Raw genomic sequence first — 19,644 nt, forward strand, 5'->3', positions numbered from 1 at the left:
GACGTACCGAAGCCAGCTCGGCTGTTCGACACTTCCCGCTGGCGGGGCATGCCAAGTCACCAGCAGGAACTGCGCGCCTTGCTCGCGATGTCCGGCTGGCGGTGGTGGACGGTGGACCGGACGCCGTTCCGGGTCCGGCTCGTGAACTCCGTCATGACGTGGGCGAACCGCTCGGCCTCCTCGAGATGAGCGAAGTGACCGCTGTTCCCGAACACCGCCAAATCGGCGACGGGGATGCCGAGGTACAGCATCGCGGCGATCTCCGGGCCGGCCACGAAATCGTGCGCGCCCGTGACGACCAGGGCCGGCACCGTGATCGAGGACAGCATCCCGCGTACGTCGAAGACCTCGTCGAACTCCGTCGCCGGTCGCGGCCAGCACCAGATCGTGTCCCGTAGCCGCACGAATTCCGCCTCCCTGCGCCAGTAGTGGGCGAAGTAGGCCGGGAGGATCGTCCGCATACGACGGGTGGCGGCAGGCATGTCGCAACCCACGGGGCTGTCGAACGCCGCGACGGTCGCCGCGACGTCGCGCTCGTGCTCGTTCGCCGCGGCGTACCGGTGGAGGTTCTGTCGGGCAGCCGCCGTGGTCCGCACATTCGCTAACGGGGCCGTGGCGTACAGGATCAAGCCAGCGACGTTCTCCGGCCGGCGTAGCGCGTAACTCTGCGCGACAAATCCGCCGTGCGCGTGCCCGAGAACGAAGACCGGCCCGTCGGAGAGTTCCCGGACGACCGCGTCCAGATGCTCCACATAGGTGGCGAGGTCGTATCTGTGATCCCCGGGAAGATCGCTCGAATTGCCCGTTCCGGCCGGTTGAAGGTAAATCACCGTGTGGTCCCGTTCGACCAACGGCATCCTCAGATACTCCCAGTGCATCCCGGGGCCACCCGGATGTACGACACACAGCGGGCCCCGGCCGCGAACATGACAGACCAGGGACACTCCGGCCACCCGCACTGTGTACTGGCTACCAAACGTACGACTCATGGTGTGCAGGCTCCTCAAAAACCCACGATCAAACGCTCTTCGACTGCTCCTCAAGCATCGATCATCTCTGAACGAACTTGATTTCCAGTTCCTGTCTCGACCGACCGGGAACGCGGCGCGACGCGGCTAGAAGGTCGAGCGGTCGGGTCCGAAGACGTCACCGCGCAACCGGCTGGTCGTCCACCGGTTCGGGGTGACCACGAGACCAATACCAGTCTCTGACCGGCTGGCTCCGGTCAGGTCGCCACGCTCAGAAGCAGTGATCCCGTCGGCTCGGCGACGCCCACCTCCGCTCCGGTGGACAAGGATGCGCTGCGTCCACAGCTTCGGCTGGACATGACCGACGAGGAGGAGGAACGGTTGTGGAAGCCATGGAGGATATGTCTTCGAGACCACGGCGCGAGAGAGATTCCGGAGCGCAGGCATCCGGACGGGGAGTACAGCCTCGACATGAACACCGTGTCGGACGAGATATTCGAGGCGTGTCGCGGCAAGTGGCCACTCCAGCCAGTGGAACTGGACCCGGACAGAAACCCCGACTACGGGAGGCAGTTCAACGACTTCCTCCAGTGCCTCCGCAAACTGGGGTGGAAGGTCCAGGAGGTGGGCGACATCCACAGCGACGACCACGGTTACAACTCGTACGGCGAAAAGCCGAGTGGCCGAGATTTCGATCAGGACGGAAAGCAGTGCACGATCGAGGTGTTCGGTGGGCAGAAGAAGTGACGAAAATTGCTGGCATGACTGTCAGGGTTGCTGGTCGCCTCGCTGTGCGGCTGCCGGAGGCTGTTCTTGCTTTGGATCCGCGATGGCCTGAGATTTCACCACGTGCCGCAACGGCAGCAGGATCGCCAGGCCAGGTGGTGTCTGGCGATCCTGCGACGCCCAGAAGAAGGTCGACCGGCAACATGTCACGGCAGGCCGGGTACTACGGCTCAACCGGGTCAACCGCAGGGTTCAGAGCAGCCACGTCACCGCCTCGACAAACGCCTCCGGTTCCTCGATCTGACCGAAGTGGCCGCTTTCCTCCAGTACCACCAACCGGGATCCGGGAATGCCCTGGTGCAAACCTTCTGCCCAAACCGGGCCACAGATGAAGTCGTGCCGACCAGTTATCACAACCGTACGAGCGGTGATCGACGGCAGCTCCGCGCGGTAGTCGATGGTCGTCGACGCGAACGGCGTGAGCCATGCCCGTACGCCCTCCCGAAGTTGCTTGAACTCGGCACGCCGGCCCCAGTAGTCGGCAAAGTACACCGGCAGGGCCAACCTGAGGTTCGCGGTCTTCTCGTCGTCGGTCTCCGGCCGGCCCTGCCCGAGGCCCTCGACCGCCGATGTGGCATCCGGTACGTCCGGGTGGCGTTGCGGGTACGCGGCCACCGCCGCTCGCTGCGCCGCCCAGAACTCCGAGGTCGTTGTCGCGGAGGTGCTGTAAAGCGCGAGACCGGCGACCCGATCCGGGTGAAGCATCGCGAACCGCTGAGCCACGAAACCGCCGTGCGAGTGCCCGAGCAGGTGCACCTGTGGCACGGCCAAGTGTTCGACCAGGGCATAGAGGAGGTCGACGTACGTTTCCACGTAGGTCGCGCCCTCGGGCAGCGGCCCGGATGCGCCGGTCCCGGCAGGTTCGAGATACACCACGGTGAAGAGCTTCTCCAGCGCGGGAGAACGCAGGTAGGAGTATTCGACGCCCGGCCCCCCGGAATGAGTGATCAGGACCGGTCCGGCACCGGCAACGTGGTAGACCAACCGGGTGCCGTCCGCATCGAAACTGTGGGTGCCCGGTCTGAGATTCCTCATTGAATGTTTCCTCCGGCATAGCGACGGTGATATCTGCATGGTTCGGCGGGACGGCTTCCGAGCCGGAGGACGCCAGCGGCCCGTGCCCTGGAGTCGAGTTTCGCCGTGCCGAGCCGATGCGATGGACGACGGATGATCCGGCGGTTGTTCTTCGGCTCGATCGAGGTCACCCGCCGAGGATGTAACGCGGACAGCCGGTTTCTGGTTCAGCGAACCAGGCGTGGGCATCCTGGCCGGGGACCGATCGATCGGGCATCAGCATGCGGTGGAGGGCGGCGTGCGCCAGCTCGCGGCTGTGCTGCTGGATGGTCGCGAGGTTTTCGGGGCTCGCGGCAGGGGGCGGACGAAACGTCGCGCGATGATTCGCGACGACCGGAACCGAGCGGCCTGTCGCCAGTGATGGCTGCCGATCAATTGCCAGTTCAGCTTTCTTACATTCGCCCGACCTAGCATTCCTGGGCGGGTGTGGTCGTTTGGCTCGGGTTTCTACGTGCAATCCGGGGCCCGGCCTTCGTCACGAGGCTTCCCCACCCCGGGGTGCCCGGTTCGCGCGGCAACGGGCCGGGCCGCTCGCTGGCCGAACAGGACCAATAGGGCCGCAACAGATGGCGGTCGAGAGAGGAAGCGATGTCTGTCCAAGTCTATTACGACGCGCAGGTGGATCTGTCAATCATCCAGCGAAGGAGGGTTGCCGTCCTCGGCTATGGCAGTCAGGGACACGCACACGCGCTGTCATTGCGGGATTCGGGCGTCGAGGTCGTCGTCGGGCTGCCCGCGGGTTCCCGGAGCCGCGCGAAGGTGCGGGAGCAGGGGCTGACAGTGCTCACTCCGGCGGAGGCGGCGGAGTGGGCAGAGGTGGTCATGATCCTCGCGCCCGACACCGTGCAGCGAGCGCTGTACGAGAGCGAGGTCGCCCCTCATCTGCGAGCCGGTGACGCGCTTCTGTTTGCCCACGGCTTCAACATTCGCTATGGGCTGATCAGCGCGCCGTCGGGTGTGGATGTCGCGATGATCGCTCCGAAGGCGCCGGGGCATCTCGTACGCCGGCAGTTCGTCGACGGCAAGGGCGTCCCGGTCCTCGTCGCGGTCGAGCAGGACGCGACAGGAGGAGCCCTCGGGTTGGCTCTGTCCTACGCGGCGGCGATAGGCGGCACCCGGGCCGGTGCCATCCTGACGACCTTCGCCGACGAGACCGAAACCGACCTGTTCGGTGAGCAGGCGGTCCTCGCCGGCGGCGTGACGGCGCTGGTACAGACCGGATTCGAGGTGCTCACGGAGGCCGGATACGCCCCCGAGATCGCGTACTTCGAGTGCCTCCACGAGCTCAAACTGATCGTGGACCTGATGTACGAAGGTGGTATCGCCCGAATGCGGTACAGCATCTCCGACACCGCCGAGTACGGGGATTACAGCCGTGGTCCCCGAGTGGTGGACGCTCGCGTGAAGGAGGAGATGGTCCGCATTCTGGCGGAAATCCGCTCGGGCGAGTTCGCCCGTGAGTGGATTGCCGAGGACGACGCCGGCCGCCCGAACTTCACCAAGCACCGGGAACAGGCGGCTGCCCACCCGATCGAGGAGACCGGCCGCGCTCTGCGGTCGATGATGAGCTGGGTCGACCGACCGCTCAGCGACACTGTCTGACGGGGACGTGAGGGAGAGTCTACGGACCTCGCCCGGACGGCAGGACCGTGACCTGGTGACCGGTCACCCACAGGGGGCCTCCCGGGAGAGCCCGACTGGTTCGCGGCCGTGTGTCACCGGGCTCCCTACCGTCCTGAGACGCGACCGGTGGCGGTAGTGGGGGTTCGCCACGCGAACGGATCTGTAGCGATTGCCGGCCGGCGTTCCATTGTCAACAGGAACGCCGGCCAGCAGCGTTGGTGTCAGGAGTAGCCAGTCCTCCGCATCCACAGTCCTTACCTGGATCGCCCAGCCGGTCCGTGAACCTCCGGACTGGGCCGCGCGTTTCATTCAGGAGGGAGGGTCGACGCGGCTTTGGCGGAATCGCGATCCCGGCAGCGTCGGTTACCGTGCGGCGCCATCGCGACGGCGGCCGGGTGCGGGCCTGGCCACGCGAGGCTTGCGCGGTCGGTCTCGATGCGAAGTAGGTGTTGGGCGACACCAACTCTGTCAGTCTTGCGTCATCCTACGAGGGGTGTCAGATGGAACCATCATTGGAGCGGAGTACGGATGCGAGGATCAGGCGAGCTGCCCTCGCTCTTATCCGGCGTGATCTGAAGGACTACGGTGGGGATCTCCGGGACAGTGCGCTGCGTGAGCTGGAGAAACTGCGTGCTCTCGACACCGAAAATTACAAGGACATTGCCAGGGACAGGAAAAGGGAGGGCCAGTCAAACATTCGCAGAGCCTTTCGTCTGCTGCGAGGTCATCGCCGCACGATAACTTCGTCGAAGAAGGCGGAGGCGTTTCTCTCGCAACCCGGTAATAGTCAAAGGGCCCGTGTTCACATGAACGCGATCTTTGCGAAGAATTCGGCTTTGCGGCAGATCTGGCAAACCGGAGACATGGCAAAGGTGAACGAGTGCTTTCACCCGAGAAATGGGCTGCTCCCGGACAGTTCGCCGCCCGGACAGCCCGTGGCGGCGCAGGATCGAGGCCCGGACCTCCCCACCGTCAACCCTGCTGTGCAGGTGTGGGTGTTGCCCGTGCAGCAGTACCCCGGTGGGCGGGAGGGTCCCCAGGCGTCGCTGGCGATGGTTCCCCCCTCTGTCCTGCACGCGGCCTACATCGCCCCGTCCCACTACCCGGTCTTACCCCCGACACCGGCCGTCCCTGGCTTGCCGCCGGTCCAGCACCAGCCTGACGTACCCCAGCCGCCTCAGCAGGGTACGAACTTGTCGTTCCCGAGTGGCTATGTCCATTCGTCGGCCAATGTTGTCTCGCCCTACGGACCGGCTGCCCCATCGACGCCATCCGGTAGGTCTTCGCCAGCCGTTCCCGGCCCTGCTGGTCCCCAGAGGCCGCAGCGGCAGCCAGGGCGGGAAAGGTGAACTGATGGCTGCTCCTGCTGGCGGTTCGTGGCGCCCGGGACGCGGCTGCGGCGGTCGGATCGACGGTTCGTCGAACCATGGCGCCGACTGGTCTATGACGCGCTATCACAGACGGGATGATCAGGCGTGGATAGCAGTCTGGAAGAGCTGAAGCGGCGGCTCGCCGTGCTGGAGACGCGGCTCAACGTCGAGTCGGGACTGCACGACAGGGATGAGCGCGCCCTGGCCGACATCACGCGGACCCAGCAGTACGTCCTCCTGGCCTCGATGTCGTGGTCGCCCTGTGTTGGGCGAAGGGCCCTGACCATCAGTCAGGCCGCTGCCCTCACCGGCCGGATCAGGGCCATGACCCGGATCCTCGCCGAGCGCGCCGCCACGATCACCCAACTCCGCGCGGACTTGAACAGCGCTCGGGCTGCGGGAGCGGCTGCGGAAGCGAGCGCCCGGATCGAGCGCGAACGAGCCGAACAAATTTCGTCGTCATCGAGCTTGTAAGACCGGCGAGACGTACGGCGCCACCGCGACGCGTACGGCGGCGACGCCATCCTCCTTCCCCTGCGACAACGCGTGCTGTCGAACGGGAGGGGAGGATGGCGGACCGACGCCCGTCGGGCCTCTACCCGGCTGCGACGGCCGACGCAGCCGGAAATTACGCCTGGACGGGGTTGAGCGGCTCGATGGGCGGCGGCTGCTTGGGACGGTGCATTCCCGCCCTGCAGCCCGCGAAAGGACCCTCCGGCGAACGTAGGACGGCCATAAGCGGGTGGAGGTAGTCGCGATGCCACATCGCGGGGCCTACCCGGTCCGCGTCGGGCCCGGTCAGATCCTGCCATGCCAGCCACAGTCCGTGTAGCTGGGCGACCGCTGTCAGGTGCTGCCACCACTGGGGACACCACGGCTCGTTGGATGTCGGCTCCGCGCCGTAGGCCGGGAGCAGGAGGCCGTGCACCCATTGAGCGAGCAGGTCCAATTCGGCCAGGAACTGTGTCTCGGGCAGATAGAGAATGAAGAACGGCTGGGCGGGGTCCGCCGGCACGTCCTGCTGCGCGCCCGCCTCGGCCTCCGGCCCCGAGCGCACATCCACACCGTCACTTGCCGTCATCAGTTCCTCCAACGTTCGACCGGTCACACGCGTTCGTGTCACCTGCTTTTCGACGGCGCCCAACAGCTCCACCGAGTTCATGACGAGTCACGCGGTACGCGGGCGCCGGTGACTGTGCGGCGGTCAGCACCTCAATCGGTCTCCGGGGGTTACGTTCAGCATGGCGCAGAACTTCAGATAGGCGCTTACCCGGGCATCGACCGCGCTCGGGTTACCACCGTTGCACTCCAGGACACCGTTGATGCTCCGGATGGTGCCGGCGAAGCCGGCGTCGCCGGTAATTGCCGCGTGCGAGGTGATCGGCCCCGCGCCGGACTGGGTCATCCAGAACCACAGCGCCGTTCCCCACGCGATACTGGCATCCGTGCTGACCAGGTCGGGACGATGTAGTAGGTCCACTCCGAGGGAGTCGCCCGCGGCCTTGTAGTTGGTGTTCCAACTGAGCTGGATCGGACCTCGACCGTGATACGCGGTACGGCCAGCGGGGCAGCCGTACGACACTCCGGTGTTGCAGTAGTTGCCCCAGGCTGACTGGTTGAGTTCCTCGACGTAACGCAGTCCACCGGACTCGCGGTCGACGTTCGCCAGGAAGGCGGCGATCTCACGTCTGCCGACATCGCCTGCGCCACTCGCGAAGGCTGGGTACTTCGCCATCGCCGCGGTCATCGCCGAGTAGGTGTAGAAGGACTGGGCGTTCGGGAACATCTTGTTGAAGACGGCCTGGTCAAACGCCGTGTTGACCGGCTGAGCCGGCGGTCCCGGCGTCGTGACCGGCGTCGGAGTCGGAGCCGTCGTAGCGGCCGGATCGTTCGACGTGAACGTAGCGAACTGGGCACGGACCGCGAAGGGATAGCTCTCGACGGGGACCGGTAGCAAGCCGAGGGTCTTGACGCTGTCGATTCCCAGGTCCCAGGCCCACAGGGTCAGCGTGAGCCGGTCTCCGGCGAGCTGGTGGTCCGTGAGAAGCTGTTTGACCTCCTCCCCGAGTGCGCACAGATACCGTGCCTGTGCGTGGATCGAATCCACGGGGTCCTGGACAGCGGCCTTGCCGCTGTCGTCGTCGTCCTCGCCATGCTGCTCGAAGACGCCCACCGGCAGTTGCGAGATGCCCTGCTCGCCGTTTGACCCAACCGCATCCGGGTTGAACTGGGACTCCACCTGGATCTGGGCGGCGAGCACGATCGGACTGATCAGGTCGCACTCCGTACCAGCGGCTTCCAACGCCGCCACCAGATCCGGGCGAGGGACGGCGTTCGCCGCGAGTTGCCCCTTGCCGTTGCCGCCGATCAGGGCGCTCGGGATGTCGCCGATACCGTCACCGAGCAGTCCCGGACTGCTCGACGGGCCGTCCAGCGGAATCGAGGAAATGCTGGACGAGAAACTCGAGTTCCCGGTGACGACGACGATCCCGACCAGGCAGATCAGCACGACAGCCAACACCGGCAGGATGCCGAGGAGGCTCACCACGATGCCAACTATCTGGCCGGCGTCCGGTGGCTTGGGCGTCTGACCAAGCCCTGGCCGGGCCAGCTTGCGTGCGTTTACCATCGGCTCCTCGCGTCGGTCCGGTTCGCCGCCTGCTCCGGTCGGGACGGTTTGGTCAACAACCGCTGCGACGACGATCTGCTCCCTGCTCAAGGAACGGCCAGATTCGAGGCTGGTTCAGCGCCTTCGTGAGCGGCCGGGAAAAAGCCGTGAACCACTTTCGAGTCTCGCCGTTTCTCTGTTGAGCGATCGTTGGCACGGTGTAGAGCAGGGAGTGGAATGGGCGTCGATACACGCTGGGTGTCCCGGCACCCGGCCGGCATCGAGAGCGCCAACAGCGTCGGGGAATGGGCGCGGGGTGCCTCGCCTGCGGGTGGTCTGGCACCGGTCGGCCAAACGATGTCGAGCGGGTCCGGATCGGCCGGATTCGCCTGGGTCGCCGCCCACGGTGGGTGTGGTGCGAGTACGTTGTCGAGTCTCCTCGGCGGCGTGGACCTCGGCTGCCGGTGGCCGGACAGCGACCGGGCCGAGCCCGCGCGAGTCCTGCTGGTGGCGCGTACCCACGCACACGGTCTCCAGGCGGCGTCGCGGACGTTGAACGCGATGAGGGAGGGTCGGCATCCGTCGGGCATCGCGCTTGTCGGCGTGGTCCTGGTGGCCGATGCCCCCGGGGCACTGCCCCGGAGCCTGGTGAACCGGATTCGGGTGATGCGGTCCATCGCATCGGTCCATCGGATTCCCTGGGTACCGCAGTGGCGGCTCGGCGAGCAGCCGAAGCGTCTACCCAGGCAACTGGAGACGCTGGAGGGGCGACTCCGTGAACTGGGCGCCACTCTCCGTGGTTGGGGCTGATGGGACTGCTCGCCGTCGCCAAGAGGGGCCGGGCGACGTCTGATCGTCCGGTTGTCCGATGTGGGCAAGAAAACAGGAGTGGGTGGATGAGTGTTGGGACACGCGCGCCCGTGTCACTGGCCGCGTCGCTGAGAGCCGCGAGCCTACGCGCCGCCGCTGTGCTGGCCGTGCTCCTGATGGGCTGGGCTGTGGCGGGACCACCCGCCGCGGCAGGTTCAGGGTGGATGTCGGACGGGGGGTCCAACGGCAGCACGGAGGTGGCTCTCGAACCGGCCGCGCTGATCGAGCCCGCCCCCTCGTCGCCTCCGGCTGAGGGAGAGGGACCGATATTGGAATGGAAGATCCGCTTCAGCCTCGACGCCCCGTACGCGATACGGATCTGTGTGGACAGTCCCGTCACCATCGCCAGAGGAAAGGGTGGTATCTGTAGGGGGAACGTACTGACCGGCCAGGATCCCACCCTCACGATTCCGTATCGGCCGGGTGATCGTCTAACCGGTTTCTTCGGAGTTTCGGCGGGTCCGGACATCAAGGACGTCGACCTGACGGGGGCCACGCAGTGTAACCTCGGCGGGCACCTGCACGGTCCCAAGTTGGTGTGCGACAGCTTTCACAGCAACGTGGCGCCGTCACCACCACCCCTGCCGGAGATCAGTCCGTACAACCCGGCGGGTGCCTTGAGAGTGGATGGCAACGGAAAATCCGCTCAACTGAACCTCTTGAACGTCCTGGCCTGGTGCGTCTCGGCGGCCGGCGTGGCCGGGCTTCTCCTTGTCGGTATGCAGATGGCGCTTCAAGTACGTCGTGGTGTACCGGGCGCGATGGCCGAACTGCGGCAGGAGGCCACGATCGTGGCGATCGCCTGCATACTCGCGATGACGGTCGGGCCGATCATCGCGTTTCTCAATATTCCCTTGTGGTAGTGGATCAACCCTGGGCGCGAGACTCAACCGAGCCCGACGTCGTTCGGAGGAAAAATGTCCCTGTACGTTCTGTACTTGAAGTCGTTCCTGAGGTTGGTCCAAATGGCGGAGGTTCCTCAACCAGATCAGGGCGGCGATGCCCCCGATGCCCTGAAGGGCCTGATCAAGCTTGCTCTGAACATCGTCGCCTGGGGCGGTACCGCAGCCGGCGTCGCCGGCGTGCTTATCACCGGCACGATGATGGCCCTCGCGCACAAGCGTGGGGAAACATCGGAGCACATGGGTCGTCTCGGGACGGTCCTGGGCGGATGCATCCTGATCGCCGCGGCTGGCCCGCTCGTCCAGTTCGTCTTCGACTTCAACACCGCTCCGCAGTAGCCGGCGCAGTCAGGAGTCAAAGCTTTTGCGGACCCGTACCTGCTGTTGCCGAGCGAGTGAGATGAGCGAACAATGCCACGATTCCTGAGGTCCGGTCGAAAGGCCGACTTTGCGGAGCAGCCGTTCTGGCGGCAGCGAGGTTGGCGGCTCTCGGCCGTCTTTCTCGCCGTCGCACTGATCGCGGGCGCGGTTGTCGTCACGCGGGGTCAATCAAACGGCTCGGGTGAGCCCGCAGCAGGAATCGGGATCGAATTTGTGAGGATTGACGCCGCGCCGGGTCTTCGACCCGAAGGTTGCCGGACCGACGACTCCCCGCAGAACGCTCCAGTCCGAGCGCCCGACGACGTGACCTGGCGGCAGTTGAACGGCGCGCCGGTCCCGCTGTCCAGGTCAGCCGGGCCGCAGATGATCGATGGTCCGTTGCTCTGGTGCTTCGCGCACACACCGATGGGCGCCGTCATGGCGGCCAACGTCATCCCTCGGCAGATGAGTGGCGCCGGCTGGGCCCTTGTCGTGGATCAGCAGGTCGCGAACGGTGAAGGGCGGGACATCTTCGTCGCGATGCGGTCGACCGTGCCGGAGACGACCCAGCAGCACACCGTGGCCTCACTGGCTGGCTTTTCGCTGCTCTCCTACACGCCTGAGACGGCGACGGTACGACTTCTGATCAAGTCGGCGCAGGTCATGGTCACGGCCGACTACACGGTCGTGTGGTCGGGCGGCGACTGGAAACTTCGTACGCTTCCGTCCGGAGACCTGCACACGTCGGTCATGCCGGTCGCGAACCTTGACGGCTTCATCGTGTGGAAGGTGTGAGATGGCGAGTTGCAACACCGGCGATGCCATTTACTGGGGGAGCCTGGGCGGTGCGACCGAGTTCTTCGACTCGGGAATCGACGGCATCCTCCGAAAGATCGCCGGCGCCATCATGACCGCGGCGGCAAACCTCTTCGAGGGTGCCGCAAAGAGCGTCCCGACCCTGTCGCGAGACTCGGAGGACTTCAACCACAAGCTGGGCCTCCAGATCAACTGGCTGGTTCTCACGATCGCGGTGGCCTCGCTGCTCTTCGCCGCGGCGCGTATGGCGCTGGATCGCAAGGGTCAGGCTGGTATAACGGCGCTCAAGGGAATCCTGCGGGTCGTGCTGGTGGCCGGTGCCGGCTCCTTCGTCGTCATCGAACTCGCGACGCTCTCCGACAACTACACCTCGCACCTCTACGAGGCGGGCGTCAAAGAGCAGCTCAAAGCAATTTCCAGCTGCGGGAACGCCAACATCGCCACGTTCCTCCTCATCATCATCGGCCTTCTGCTGGTGGTCTCCGGCATCGTTCAAGTCATCATGCTCTACCTGCGGCTCGGCATCATGACCCTGCTCTTCGGCACGCTGCCGATCGCAGCCTCGGCGTCCATGACCGAGTGGGGATCGTCCTGGTGGCGCAAGCACATCGCCTGGATGGTGGCCTGGTTGGCCTACAAGCCGGCGGTGGGTCTGGTCCTGTACGTCGGCACCACCATGATCGCTGCTACCGGTACGGATGCGACGCAGCAGCAGATCGCCGGGTGCGGAGTTCTGATCTTGGCGGCGGTTGCGATGCCGGCCCTGCTTCGGCTGATCGTGCCCGCGATGGGCGCGTTGGGATCGGGGGACGCCACGGGAGCGGTGCTCGGCGCTGGCGCCGCCGCGACCGGTGCGGTGGCTTCGGCCGGCTCCCGGCTTGCCAACGTCGGTCGCGGCGGGGGTGGTGGCCGCGGCGCCTCCGGAGCCGCCGCCGGTGGTGGTGGCGGTAGCGGTGGTGGCAGCGGAGGTGGTGGCAGCAGCGGTAGCGGTGGTGGCAGCGGCAGCGGCAGTGGCAGCAGCGGTGGTGGTGGCGTCGGGCGAGCGCTGGCCGGCGCGGGCCGGGGCGCGGCGGGAGCACTGGGGGGCGTCGCAGGTGTCGCGGCCGGCGGTGCCAGGGCGGCCGGCAGCGGGATGCGGCACGGCTCGAACATCGCGCAGAGCGCCCTACCGGGTGTTCACGACGGCGCCGACCACTAGCCGGACATGACAACGAGAGCGGGACAAGGTGAGTACTGAGGTCATCAAGACGCGCACCTACGGTAACTGGCGTCGGCCGCGAAAGGCCGGGCTGGGCTCGTTCGGCCTGGTCGGCACCGTGGGAGTTTTCGGCGGACTCGTGGTGGTCCTGCTCGCGTCCATGTTCTCCATAGCGGCTGCGATCATGATGGCTGTGCTCGGCGCCGTCGTCCTCGGCCCGCTGGCCATCCGCACCCAGGACGGCCGCAACATCTACGACATGTTGGCGGTGCGCCTGGGCTGGTCTCGTCGGCGGGCCAACCGAAGCACCGTCTATGTTTCCGGCCCGCTGTCCAGCAGGCCGGGCGGCCGGTTCCGGCCCCCGGGAATGCTCAGCCGGGTCACCATGCTGGAGGGGCTCGATCCGTACGACCGTCGCTTCGGGGTGCTGCACCATCACCACCGCGACCTGTACACGATCGTGCTCGGCTGCGAGCCGGACGGCGGGTCGCTGGTGGACGAGGACCAGGTCGACGTCTGGGTGGCGCAGTGGGGCGACTGGCTCGCGCGGCTGGCTCACGAGCCGGATCTGCGTGGCGCTTCGGTGATCGTGGAGACCGCACCGGACCCCGGCACACGACTGGCCAGCGAGGTGCTGACGCGAATCTCGCCGAGTGCACCGGCAGCCGCCCGGAGGGTGATGGAGGAGGTGGTCGAGCGTTACCCCGACGCCTCGTCGGAGATGAACACCTACGTGACCCTCACCTACGGCCTGCGCGGTGCGTCGCGACGCGGCTCCGGGGACGTGCTCACCGATCTCGCGCTGCGTATCCAGGGACTGGTCAGCGGCCTGGTCAGCGCCGGTGGCGGCGCGGCGGCTCCGCTGTCCGCCGAGCGGATCGCCGAAGTGGTGCGGGTCGCCTACGACCCCGCGGTCGCCGCCGACGTGCTCGACGCGCGTGCCGCGCACGGCGGTACCGGCCTGGAATGGTCGGACGCCGGACCGGCCGCGGCGGTCGAGACGGTCAACGCCTACCACCACGACTCCGGGATATCGCGCAGTTGGCTGTTGACGCTCGCCCCCCGGGGAACGGTGCGTTCCAGTGTCCTGCGCGGGTTGCTCGATCCGACCTCGAGCATCCGCCGCAAACGGGTCGCGCTGCTCTACCGGCCGATCGACCCGGCCACCTCGGCGAAGATCGTCGAGGGGGACCGGCGGGCGGCGCAGTTCATGGCCAACTCGGGCAGGGGCCCGGTGCAGGCGCGGGCGATCTCCGAGGTTGCCGCCGCCGAGCAGACGGCGGCCGAGGAGGCGGCCGGCGCCGGTCTGGTGGAATTCTCGATGATCGTCACCGTGACGGTGGACTCGTTGGAGGAGATCCCCGACGCCAACGCGACGATGCGCAATCTTCTCGGAGCGACCCGCCTGTCCATGCGCCCCGCCGACCGAATGCACGCCGCCGCATTCAGTTGTGCGTTACCCGTGGGGATCCTGCCCTGGGAGCAGACGTTGATCCCGCGCGAGTTGCAGGAGGCGCTGTGAACGCCGAGAACGACCAGCCGTACCGGTCGGACGGCGACGGCGCCGCCGCGCCAACGCGCCAGGGCGGTGCCCTGGACAGCCTCGTCGTTCCGCCCGTCGAAGAGCAGCACCGGGAGCCCGACGAGTTGGGCAAGCAGACGCCGTGGGCGCTGCGCCGGCTGGCCCGCCAGCAGCGCAAGTCGGACCAGACGGAGCAGCGGCGCAGGGCGTACGCCGCCAAGCGGAACCAGGAGGACAGCGTTCCCCACCGAGGTTCCTACGCCCCCGGTGGCGGCCGGGTCAGTCCGATGGACCCGCCCGCCATGTGGCGCGCCACCACCGTCCAGGCATGCGGCCTGTGGCCGTTCGCCTCGGGCTCCGGCGCGCCGACGATCGGCGTACCGCTGGGCCAGCACCTGTCGACCGGCGCGACGGTGTGCGGCGATCCGCTCAACTGGTTCACCCGCGCTCGGTACATCTCCAACCCCTCCCTGTTCATGCTCGGCATGCCCGGCCTGGGGAAGTCGACACTGATCAACCGTATGCTCATCGGGCTCTCCGCGCAGGGCGTGGTCCCGCTGGTGCTGGGCGATCTCAAGCCCGACTACGCGGACACGGTCCGAGCCCTGGGCGGCCAGGTCATCTCCATCGGGCGGGGCATGGGCGGCCTGAACGTCCTCGATCCGGGAGCGATGGGCGCCGCCGCGGCGGCGATCGGCGGCCACGCCGGACAGACGCTCGCCGCCGAGACCCATGGCCGCGTACTGAACATGGTCGCCGCCCTGTTGACCATCGTCCGTGGCCAGGCGATCACCGACCACGAGCAGTCGGTGCTCTCCGCATGCCTGCGTCACCTCCGTCAGCGGATTCCGGTGGGGCACGCGGCCCACCTCGGCGACCTCCTGGCGGTGCTCCAGGACGGGCCGGACGAGGTCCGCCAGTTCACCCTCGACCGTGGCGAGGAGTCGAGATACCGCGACGCGGTGGACCCGCTGCACCGGTCGCTGATGGGCATTCTCGACGGCCCGCTCGGCAACACGTTCGCCTCCACCACCTCCACCCACATCGACCCGGACGCCACCGCCGTCTGCATCGACATCTCCCGGATCGGCGAGGCGGACAGCCAGCTGACGGCGGCGGCCATGCTCGCGGCATGGTCCGACGGGCTGGGTACGGTGGCCGCGTCCCACGCGCTCGCCGACGCCGGACTGGCTCCGCGACGGTGGTTCTTCACCGTGTTGGACGAACTGTGGCGGCCCCTGCGAGCCGCATCCGGCATCGTCGACCGGATCGACGCGTTGACCCGCCTGAACCGATCGCTGGGGCTGGCCGACGCGAAGATCACGCACACGCTCAAGGACGCGGAGGCGCTGGGCAACGAGTCGGACAAGGCCAAAGCCCGTGGCTTCGTCGAGCGGGCCGGCATGGTGGTCTGCGCCGGTCTGCCGCGCGCCGAGATGGAGGAGCTCGGCAGGGTCGTGGGCCTGTCCCGTCGTGAGATCGACCTGGTGTCGTCGTGGTCGTCACCGCCGGGCTGGGCGCATGGCGGCGAGAACGAGGCGCCCCCCGGACGCGGTCGGTTCCTGATCAAAGTCGGTGGACGACCGGGGATTCCGATCCAGGTGGCGATCACCGAGACTGAGCGACACCTGCACGACACCAACACCCGCTGGGTGGACAACGGTCACGCGGAACGAGTGCAGGCCGCGCGTGGCGCCGCTCGGACGAGGCTCACCTCGGGAGACGGCCTACAGCCGCCGGCCCCCGGTGAACCACTCCACACCCCGCCCGATCGCCGATGAGCACGGCACGCTCAAGCGGTGCCGGTGGTGACCTCCTGCCGTGGCTGATTCCCGGGCTGGGCCTGCTGAATCTCGTCGTCTTCGGCATCATCTGGCTGGGCGGCACGGCCGGCTACGCGGTCACCGGGCACGGCTGGCACCCACCGCCGTTCACCGGTGGGGTCTATCGGCTGATACTGACCGGCGAGGCCACGTCGATCTGGCCGGGGGCCTCGGCATACACGGTCTACGGCGGTGCTGTCGTTGTCCTCGCGGTAGCGGTCGTTCCGATACTGCTGTGCGCCTGGATGGTGGTGCGGAAGCTGTCCAAGCGGTCGGACGGCCTGGCCACCCAGCGGGACGTGCTCGGCATGATGCCCGAGCAGGCGGCTGCCCGCGCCCGAGACCTGCGTCCGTCGCTCAAGGGACTCCGTACGCTCGAACCCGACGACACCGGAAACCTCCTCGGCGACCTCGAGCCGAGCGGCCCGGAGTTGAGATCCTCCTTCGAGGACGTGGAACTCGACCTGATGGCCCCGCGCGCCGGCAAATCCACCGGGATCGCGATTCCGCGGCTGCTCCGCGCACCTGGCGCGGTGCTGTTGACCTCGAACAAGTCCGACGTCTTCACCGTCACCCGGCAGGAGCGGGCCAAGGTCGGAAAGGTGTGGACCTTCGACCCGCAGGGAATCGCCCACGCCCCACGGGACATGTGGTGGGACATGCTCGCGAGCTGCGACACCATCGAGGGAGCACGGCGGCTCGCCGGGCACTTCGTCAGCTCGGTCAACGACGACTCCGCCAAGAAGGACTTCTGGATCTCGGCGGCCCAGAACACGCTCACCGCCCTGTTCCTGGCAGCCTGCCGGGGTAACAGGTCGGTGTCCGACCTGCTCGGGTGGTTGGCCGACCCCGCCGATCGGACACCGATCGACCTGCTGCGCGACGCCGGCATGCCGGCAATGGCTGAGCAGTTGCAGGGCACCGTACGCGGTGCCGTGCAGACCCGCGACGGCATCTACGAAACCGCCCGGCAGTGCGTGTCGTGCCTGCTCGACCCGGAAATTATCGCGTGGGTCAGCCCCGACCCCAACCTGCCCGAGTTTGTTCCCGCCGACCACGTCGTCGGTCGTGACACCCTCTACCTGTTGTCCAAGGACGGGGGCGGATCGGCAGCCGGAGTGATCGCCGGGCTTGCCGACATGACCCTGCGGGCCGGAGTGGTGGCAGCCGAACGCATGGGAGGCCGGCTCGACCCGCCCATGACCGCGGTCCTCGACGAGGCGGCCAACGTCTGCCGCATCAGCGACCTGCCCGACCTCTACAGCCACCTCGGATCCCGTGGTATCAACATCGTGACCCTGCTACAGAGCTACCGGCAGGGCGTGCGTGTCTGGGGGGAGCCGGGCATGGACGCCCTTTGGGGCGCGGCCACCATCAAACTGCTCGGGGCGGGACTGGACGACGCGGACTTCGTCGACAAGATCTCGCGCCTTGTCGGCCAGAAGGATGTCGAGACGAAGAGCCGGTCGCGGGGACGCGACGGTACGACATACTCCATGTCGTACCGGCAGGAGCACGTCCTGCCTCCGGACAAGATCAGGGCGCTTCCGAAAGGGACGGCCCTTCTGCTCGCCACCGGCATCCGACCAGCGCTGATCCGACTTCGCCCGTGGTACAAGGAGCCGGAAGCCGCGCGGATCTCCCAGGCGGCGAAGGAAGAGGTCGAGGCGATCACGAGGCGGGCCGTGTCGCGCGCCGGACAGCCGATCCGGCACCGTGGACGGCCAGGAGACCTGGGCGGTTCGAGCTTCGGCGAAATCGGATAACCAGCCCGCTCGCTTCCCATTCCAGCGGGTGAGGGAACGGGTCGAATGAACCACGGTCCATCTCGGGCCGTTGCATGTGCGACCGGATCAATCGTGGCAATAAGGTGCGTCGATGACCTCATCAAGTCAGAATCCCCGAAACATTCGATGGCGGTTCTCCCGCAACGGCCGCCGGGCGGCGGTCGGCGCTCTCGGCATTCTCATTCTGGCCGGCGCCGTGTCACCGGTGGCGGGCGACGACCCCGCGGTTGCCGCCCGGGGACAGTTGACCGCGAAGGCGGTGCCGTCGGCGCTGTCGGAGGCGATCGTCGCGGCATCGTTGTCCTGCCCCGCGTTGAACCCGTCGCGGCTGTCCGCCCAGATCATGGAAGCCTCGCACTTCGCCACGGACGGGGAGCGAGGTGTCGCGGGCCTGAGCGACGACGAGTGGAGGCGTTGGCGTCCGGCCGGGGACGCGAACCGGGCGGACAGCGAGGCGAATGTCTACGCGTTGGCGCACCGGACGTGTGACGCCGTGGGGCAGTTGCGTGGGTCCGGCCTCAACGGCGACTTGTGGCTGCTCGCGATGGCGGCGAACAAGAACGGTATCGCCGAGGTGGAGCGGGCCAAGGGCATCCCGGCCTCGGCGAGGTCGTACGTCGACCGGCTCGAGGCGTACGCCCGGTGGTACGCCGACCAGGAGGTGTTTCGTGTCGACGTACGGGCGGGCACAGCGTCGCAGCCGTTGCCGCCTGCGGTTCGGGTCCCGGAGGTTTATGTCGGTGCGATCCGTGAGGCGGGACAGGTGTGCGAGGCCATCACCGCACCGCGCGTCGCGGCGCAGTTGATGGCGATGTCGGCGTTCGACCCCAACCTGCGCTCGCCCGACGGGGACCAGGGCATCGCTCAGTTCAGTCCCGACTTGTGGCGTCAGTACCGTACCTCGGAGTCAGCTTCCGAGTGGAGGCCCGACGACGCCATTCCGGCCCTGGGGATGGCAATGTGTGATCTTGAAGCTCAGCTACGCGATCTGGACGGCGGAGATGCGTACCGGCTGGCACTTGCCGCGTTCCAGTGGGGCGATTCGGCGGTGCGGGCAGCGAACGGGGTGCCGCGAGTGAACCTGCCGCAGCTCTCGGAAACAGCGGTCCGCTACGTTTCCGCCTACGGCGACGACGTTCGGCTGTCCGGTCGCCCGACCAGCCCCCCTTCTGCCCAGCCTTCCCCGCAGACCGGCTCGCCGACGAGTGGCGGACCCACGAACATCCCGGTCCCCGCTCCGAGTGACAGCCCCTCGAAGCAGGACCCGGTGGGCGGTGCTCCCACCAAGCCCGCGGCACAGGATCAGCCCCCGGTAGCGAAGCCGGTCTCCGAAAATCCGCCGCCCGCGCCGGCGTGCACCGGGCGATTCCCTCTCGGAATGAATTATCAGCTCCTCAACGAGTGGACGAACGCAATCGCGGAGCTTCCGAAGCTGGATGTCAACACCGACGTGGGCGCGCACGTCCAGCTATGGCAGAACAGGCGGCAGAAGGACCAGTACTGGCGACTGACCGCTGCCTCCGACGCCGGCTACGTGGTGTTCGTGAACGCGTTCAGCAATCTCGCGCTCGGCCTGGAGACCGGTGGTACGTGGAATGGCGCGAAGGTTCTACAGGTGAGATTGAACCCGGCGGACCGCACCCAGCAGTGGTGTTTGGAGGAGGCGGGCGGCGGCACCGTACACATCCGCAACCATGCGACCGGTAAGGTGCTGGAAATTCTCGGGTCCGACGTGCCGCCGACAAAGGATGACGGCACCTGGAACGGCCATTGGGTCGAGCAGTGGGACCTGAAGCCGGCCGAGCGTGACCAGAGGTGGCGCCTCGTACGCTGAGTTCGGCCCGTATGCCAGGTGGAGTCCATCCGGACCTTGATCAGGCGCCTGCGGCGGGAGGACGCCGTGGTCCACGATGCTCCTCGATTCGGGGCCTCCGCTG

The 19,644-nt window shown here is 67.3% G+C and carries 16 protein-coding genes; 12 read left to right on the forward strand and 4 right to left on the reverse strand.

Annotated elements, in window-relative coordinates; translation table 11 throughout:
• Positions 1-56: 56 nt before the first annotated feature.
• Positions 57-989, reverse strand: coding sequence for an alpha/beta fold hydrolase (locus tag ACI2K4_RS00490; protein ID WP_404507641.1), 933 nt, complete (start codon positions 987-989; stop codon positions 57-59).
• Positions 990-1,325: 336 nt separating this feature from the next.
• Between ACI2K4_RS00490 and ACI2K4_RS00495 the strand changes: the two genes are divergently transcribed.
• Positions 1,326-1,715, forward strand: a complete 390-nt coding sequence (locus tag ACI2K4_RS00495; RefSeq protein ID WP_404507642.1) for a hypothetical protein — start codon at positions 1,326-1,328, stop codon at positions 1,713-1,715.
• Positions 1,716-1,946: 231 nt separating this feature from the next.
• On the opposite strand, the gene ACI2K4_RS00500 is transcribed toward ACI2K4_RS00495, so the two are convergent.
• A complete protein-coding gene (locus ACI2K4_RS00500; protein ID WP_404507643.1) occupies positions 1,947-2,789 on the reverse strand; it encodes an alpha/beta fold hydrolase in 843 nt (280 codons plus the stop codon).
• Positions 2,790-3,416: 627 nt separating this feature from the next.
• Between ACI2K4_RS00500 and ilvC the strand changes: the two genes are divergently transcribed.
• Both ilvC and ACI2K4_RS00510 read left to right on the forward strand, forming a co-directional pair.
• On the forward strand, positions 3,417-4,430 hold the full coding sequence (ilvC, locus tag ACI2K4_RS00505) for a ketol-acid reductoisomerase (RefSeq protein ID WP_404507644.1): 1,014 nt from the start codon (positions 3,417-3,419) through the stop codon (positions 4,428-4,430).
• A gap of 1,496 nt (positions 4,431-5,926) precedes the next feature.
• Entirely contained in the window at positions 5,927-6,295 is a 369-nt protein-coding gene (locus ACI2K4_RS00510) for a hypothetical protein (RefSeq protein WP_404507645.1), read from the forward strand.
• 154 nt (positions 6,296-6,449) lie between these two features.
• Here the strand turns inward: ACI2K4_RS00510 and ACI2K4_RS00515 are convergent, their stop codons facing one another.
• Both ACI2K4_RS00515 and ACI2K4_RS00520 read right to left on the reverse strand, forming a co-directional pair.
• Positions 6,450-6,983, reverse strand: coding sequence for a DUF4913 domain-containing protein (locus ACI2K4_RS00515; RefSeq protein ID WP_404507647.1), 534 nt, complete (start codon positions 6,981-6,983; stop codon positions 6,450-6,452).
• Positions 6,984-7,025: 42 nt separating this feature from the next.
• Positions 7,026-8,540 carry a glycoside hydrolase family 19 protein gene (locus ACI2K4_RS00520; protein WP_404507648.1) on the reverse strand — a complete coding sequence of 505 codons (1,515 nt, stop codon included), beginning with the start codon at positions 8,538-8,540 and terminating at the stop codon, positions 7,026-7,028.
• 126 nt (positions 8,541-8,666) lie between these two features.
• On the opposite strand from ACI2K4_RS00520, the gene ACI2K4_RS00525 reads away from it, so the two are divergent.
• The 9 genes from ACI2K4_RS00525 (at position 8,667) to ACI2K4_RS00565 (ending at position 19,541) form a co-directional block, all read left to right on the forward strand.
• Positions 8,667-9,239: a DUF6668 family protein gene (locus ACI2K4_RS00525; RefSeq protein ID WP_404507649.1), complete on the forward strand. Its 573-nt coding sequence runs from the start codon at positions 8,667-8,669 to the stop codon at positions 9,237-9,239.
• An 86-nt stretch (positions 9,240-9,325) separates the two neighbouring features.
• Positions 9,326-10,162, forward strand: a complete 837-nt coding sequence (locus ACI2K4_RS00530) for a hypothetical protein (RefSeq protein ID WP_404507650.1) — start codon at positions 9,326-9,328, stop codon at positions 10,160-10,162.
• A 75-nt stretch (positions 10,163-10,237) separates the two neighbouring features.
• On the forward strand, positions 10,238-10,540 hold the full coding sequence (locus ACI2K4_RS00535) for a hypothetical protein (protein WP_404507651.1): 303 nt from the start codon (positions 10,238-10,240) through the stop codon (positions 10,538-10,540).
• A 72-nt stretch (positions 10,541-10,612) separates the two neighbouring features.
• Positions 10,613-11,356: a hypothetical protein gene (locus ACI2K4_RS00540; RefSeq protein ID WP_404507652.1), complete on the forward strand. Its 744-nt coding sequence runs from the start codon at positions 10,613-10,615 to the stop codon at positions 11,354-11,356.
• Position 11,357: 1 nt separating this feature from the next.
• Positions 11,358-12,575: a hypothetical protein gene (locus ACI2K4_RS00545; protein ID WP_404507653.1), complete on the forward strand. Its 1,218-nt coding sequence runs from the start codon at positions 11,358-11,360 to the stop codon at positions 12,573-12,575.
• A 28-nt stretch (positions 12,576-12,603) separates the two neighbouring features.
• On the forward strand, positions 12,604-14,097 hold the full coding sequence (locus tag ACI2K4_RS00550; RefSeq protein ID WP_404507654.1) for an SCO6880 family protein: 1,494 nt from the start codon (positions 12,604-12,606) through the stop codon (positions 14,095-14,097).
• Complete coding sequence (locus ACI2K4_RS00555) at positions 14,094-15,878, forward strand: ATP/GTP-binding protein (protein WP_404507655.1); 1,785 nt, start codon at positions 14,094-14,096, stop codon at positions 15,876-15,878. The genes ACI2K4_RS00550 and ACI2K4_RS00555 overlap by 4 nt, the downstream gene beginning before the upstream one ends.
• The gene (locus ACI2K4_RS00560) at positions 15,875-17,686 is read left to right on the forward strand and encodes a type IV secretory system conjugative DNA transfer family protein (protein WP_404507656.1); all 1,812 of its coding nucleotides are present in this window, start codon (positions 15,875-15,877) and stop codon (positions 17,684-17,686) included. The genes ACI2K4_RS00555 and ACI2K4_RS00560 overlap by 4 nt, the downstream gene beginning before the upstream one ends.
• A gap of 112 nt (positions 17,687-17,798) precedes the next feature.
• Positions 17,799-19,541 (forward strand): RICIN domain-containing protein, encoded by a 1,743-nt coding sequence (locus ACI2K4_RS00565; RefSeq protein ID WP_404507657.1) that lies wholly within the window; start codon positions 17,799-17,801, stop codon positions 19,539-19,541.
• Positions 19,542-19,644 lie beyond the last annotated feature (103 nt).

Source organism: Micromonospora sp. NPDC050397, from assembly GCF_044901685.1.
GTDB lineage: Bacteria > Actinomycetota > Actinomycetes > Mycobacteriales > Micromonosporaceae > Micromonospora_G.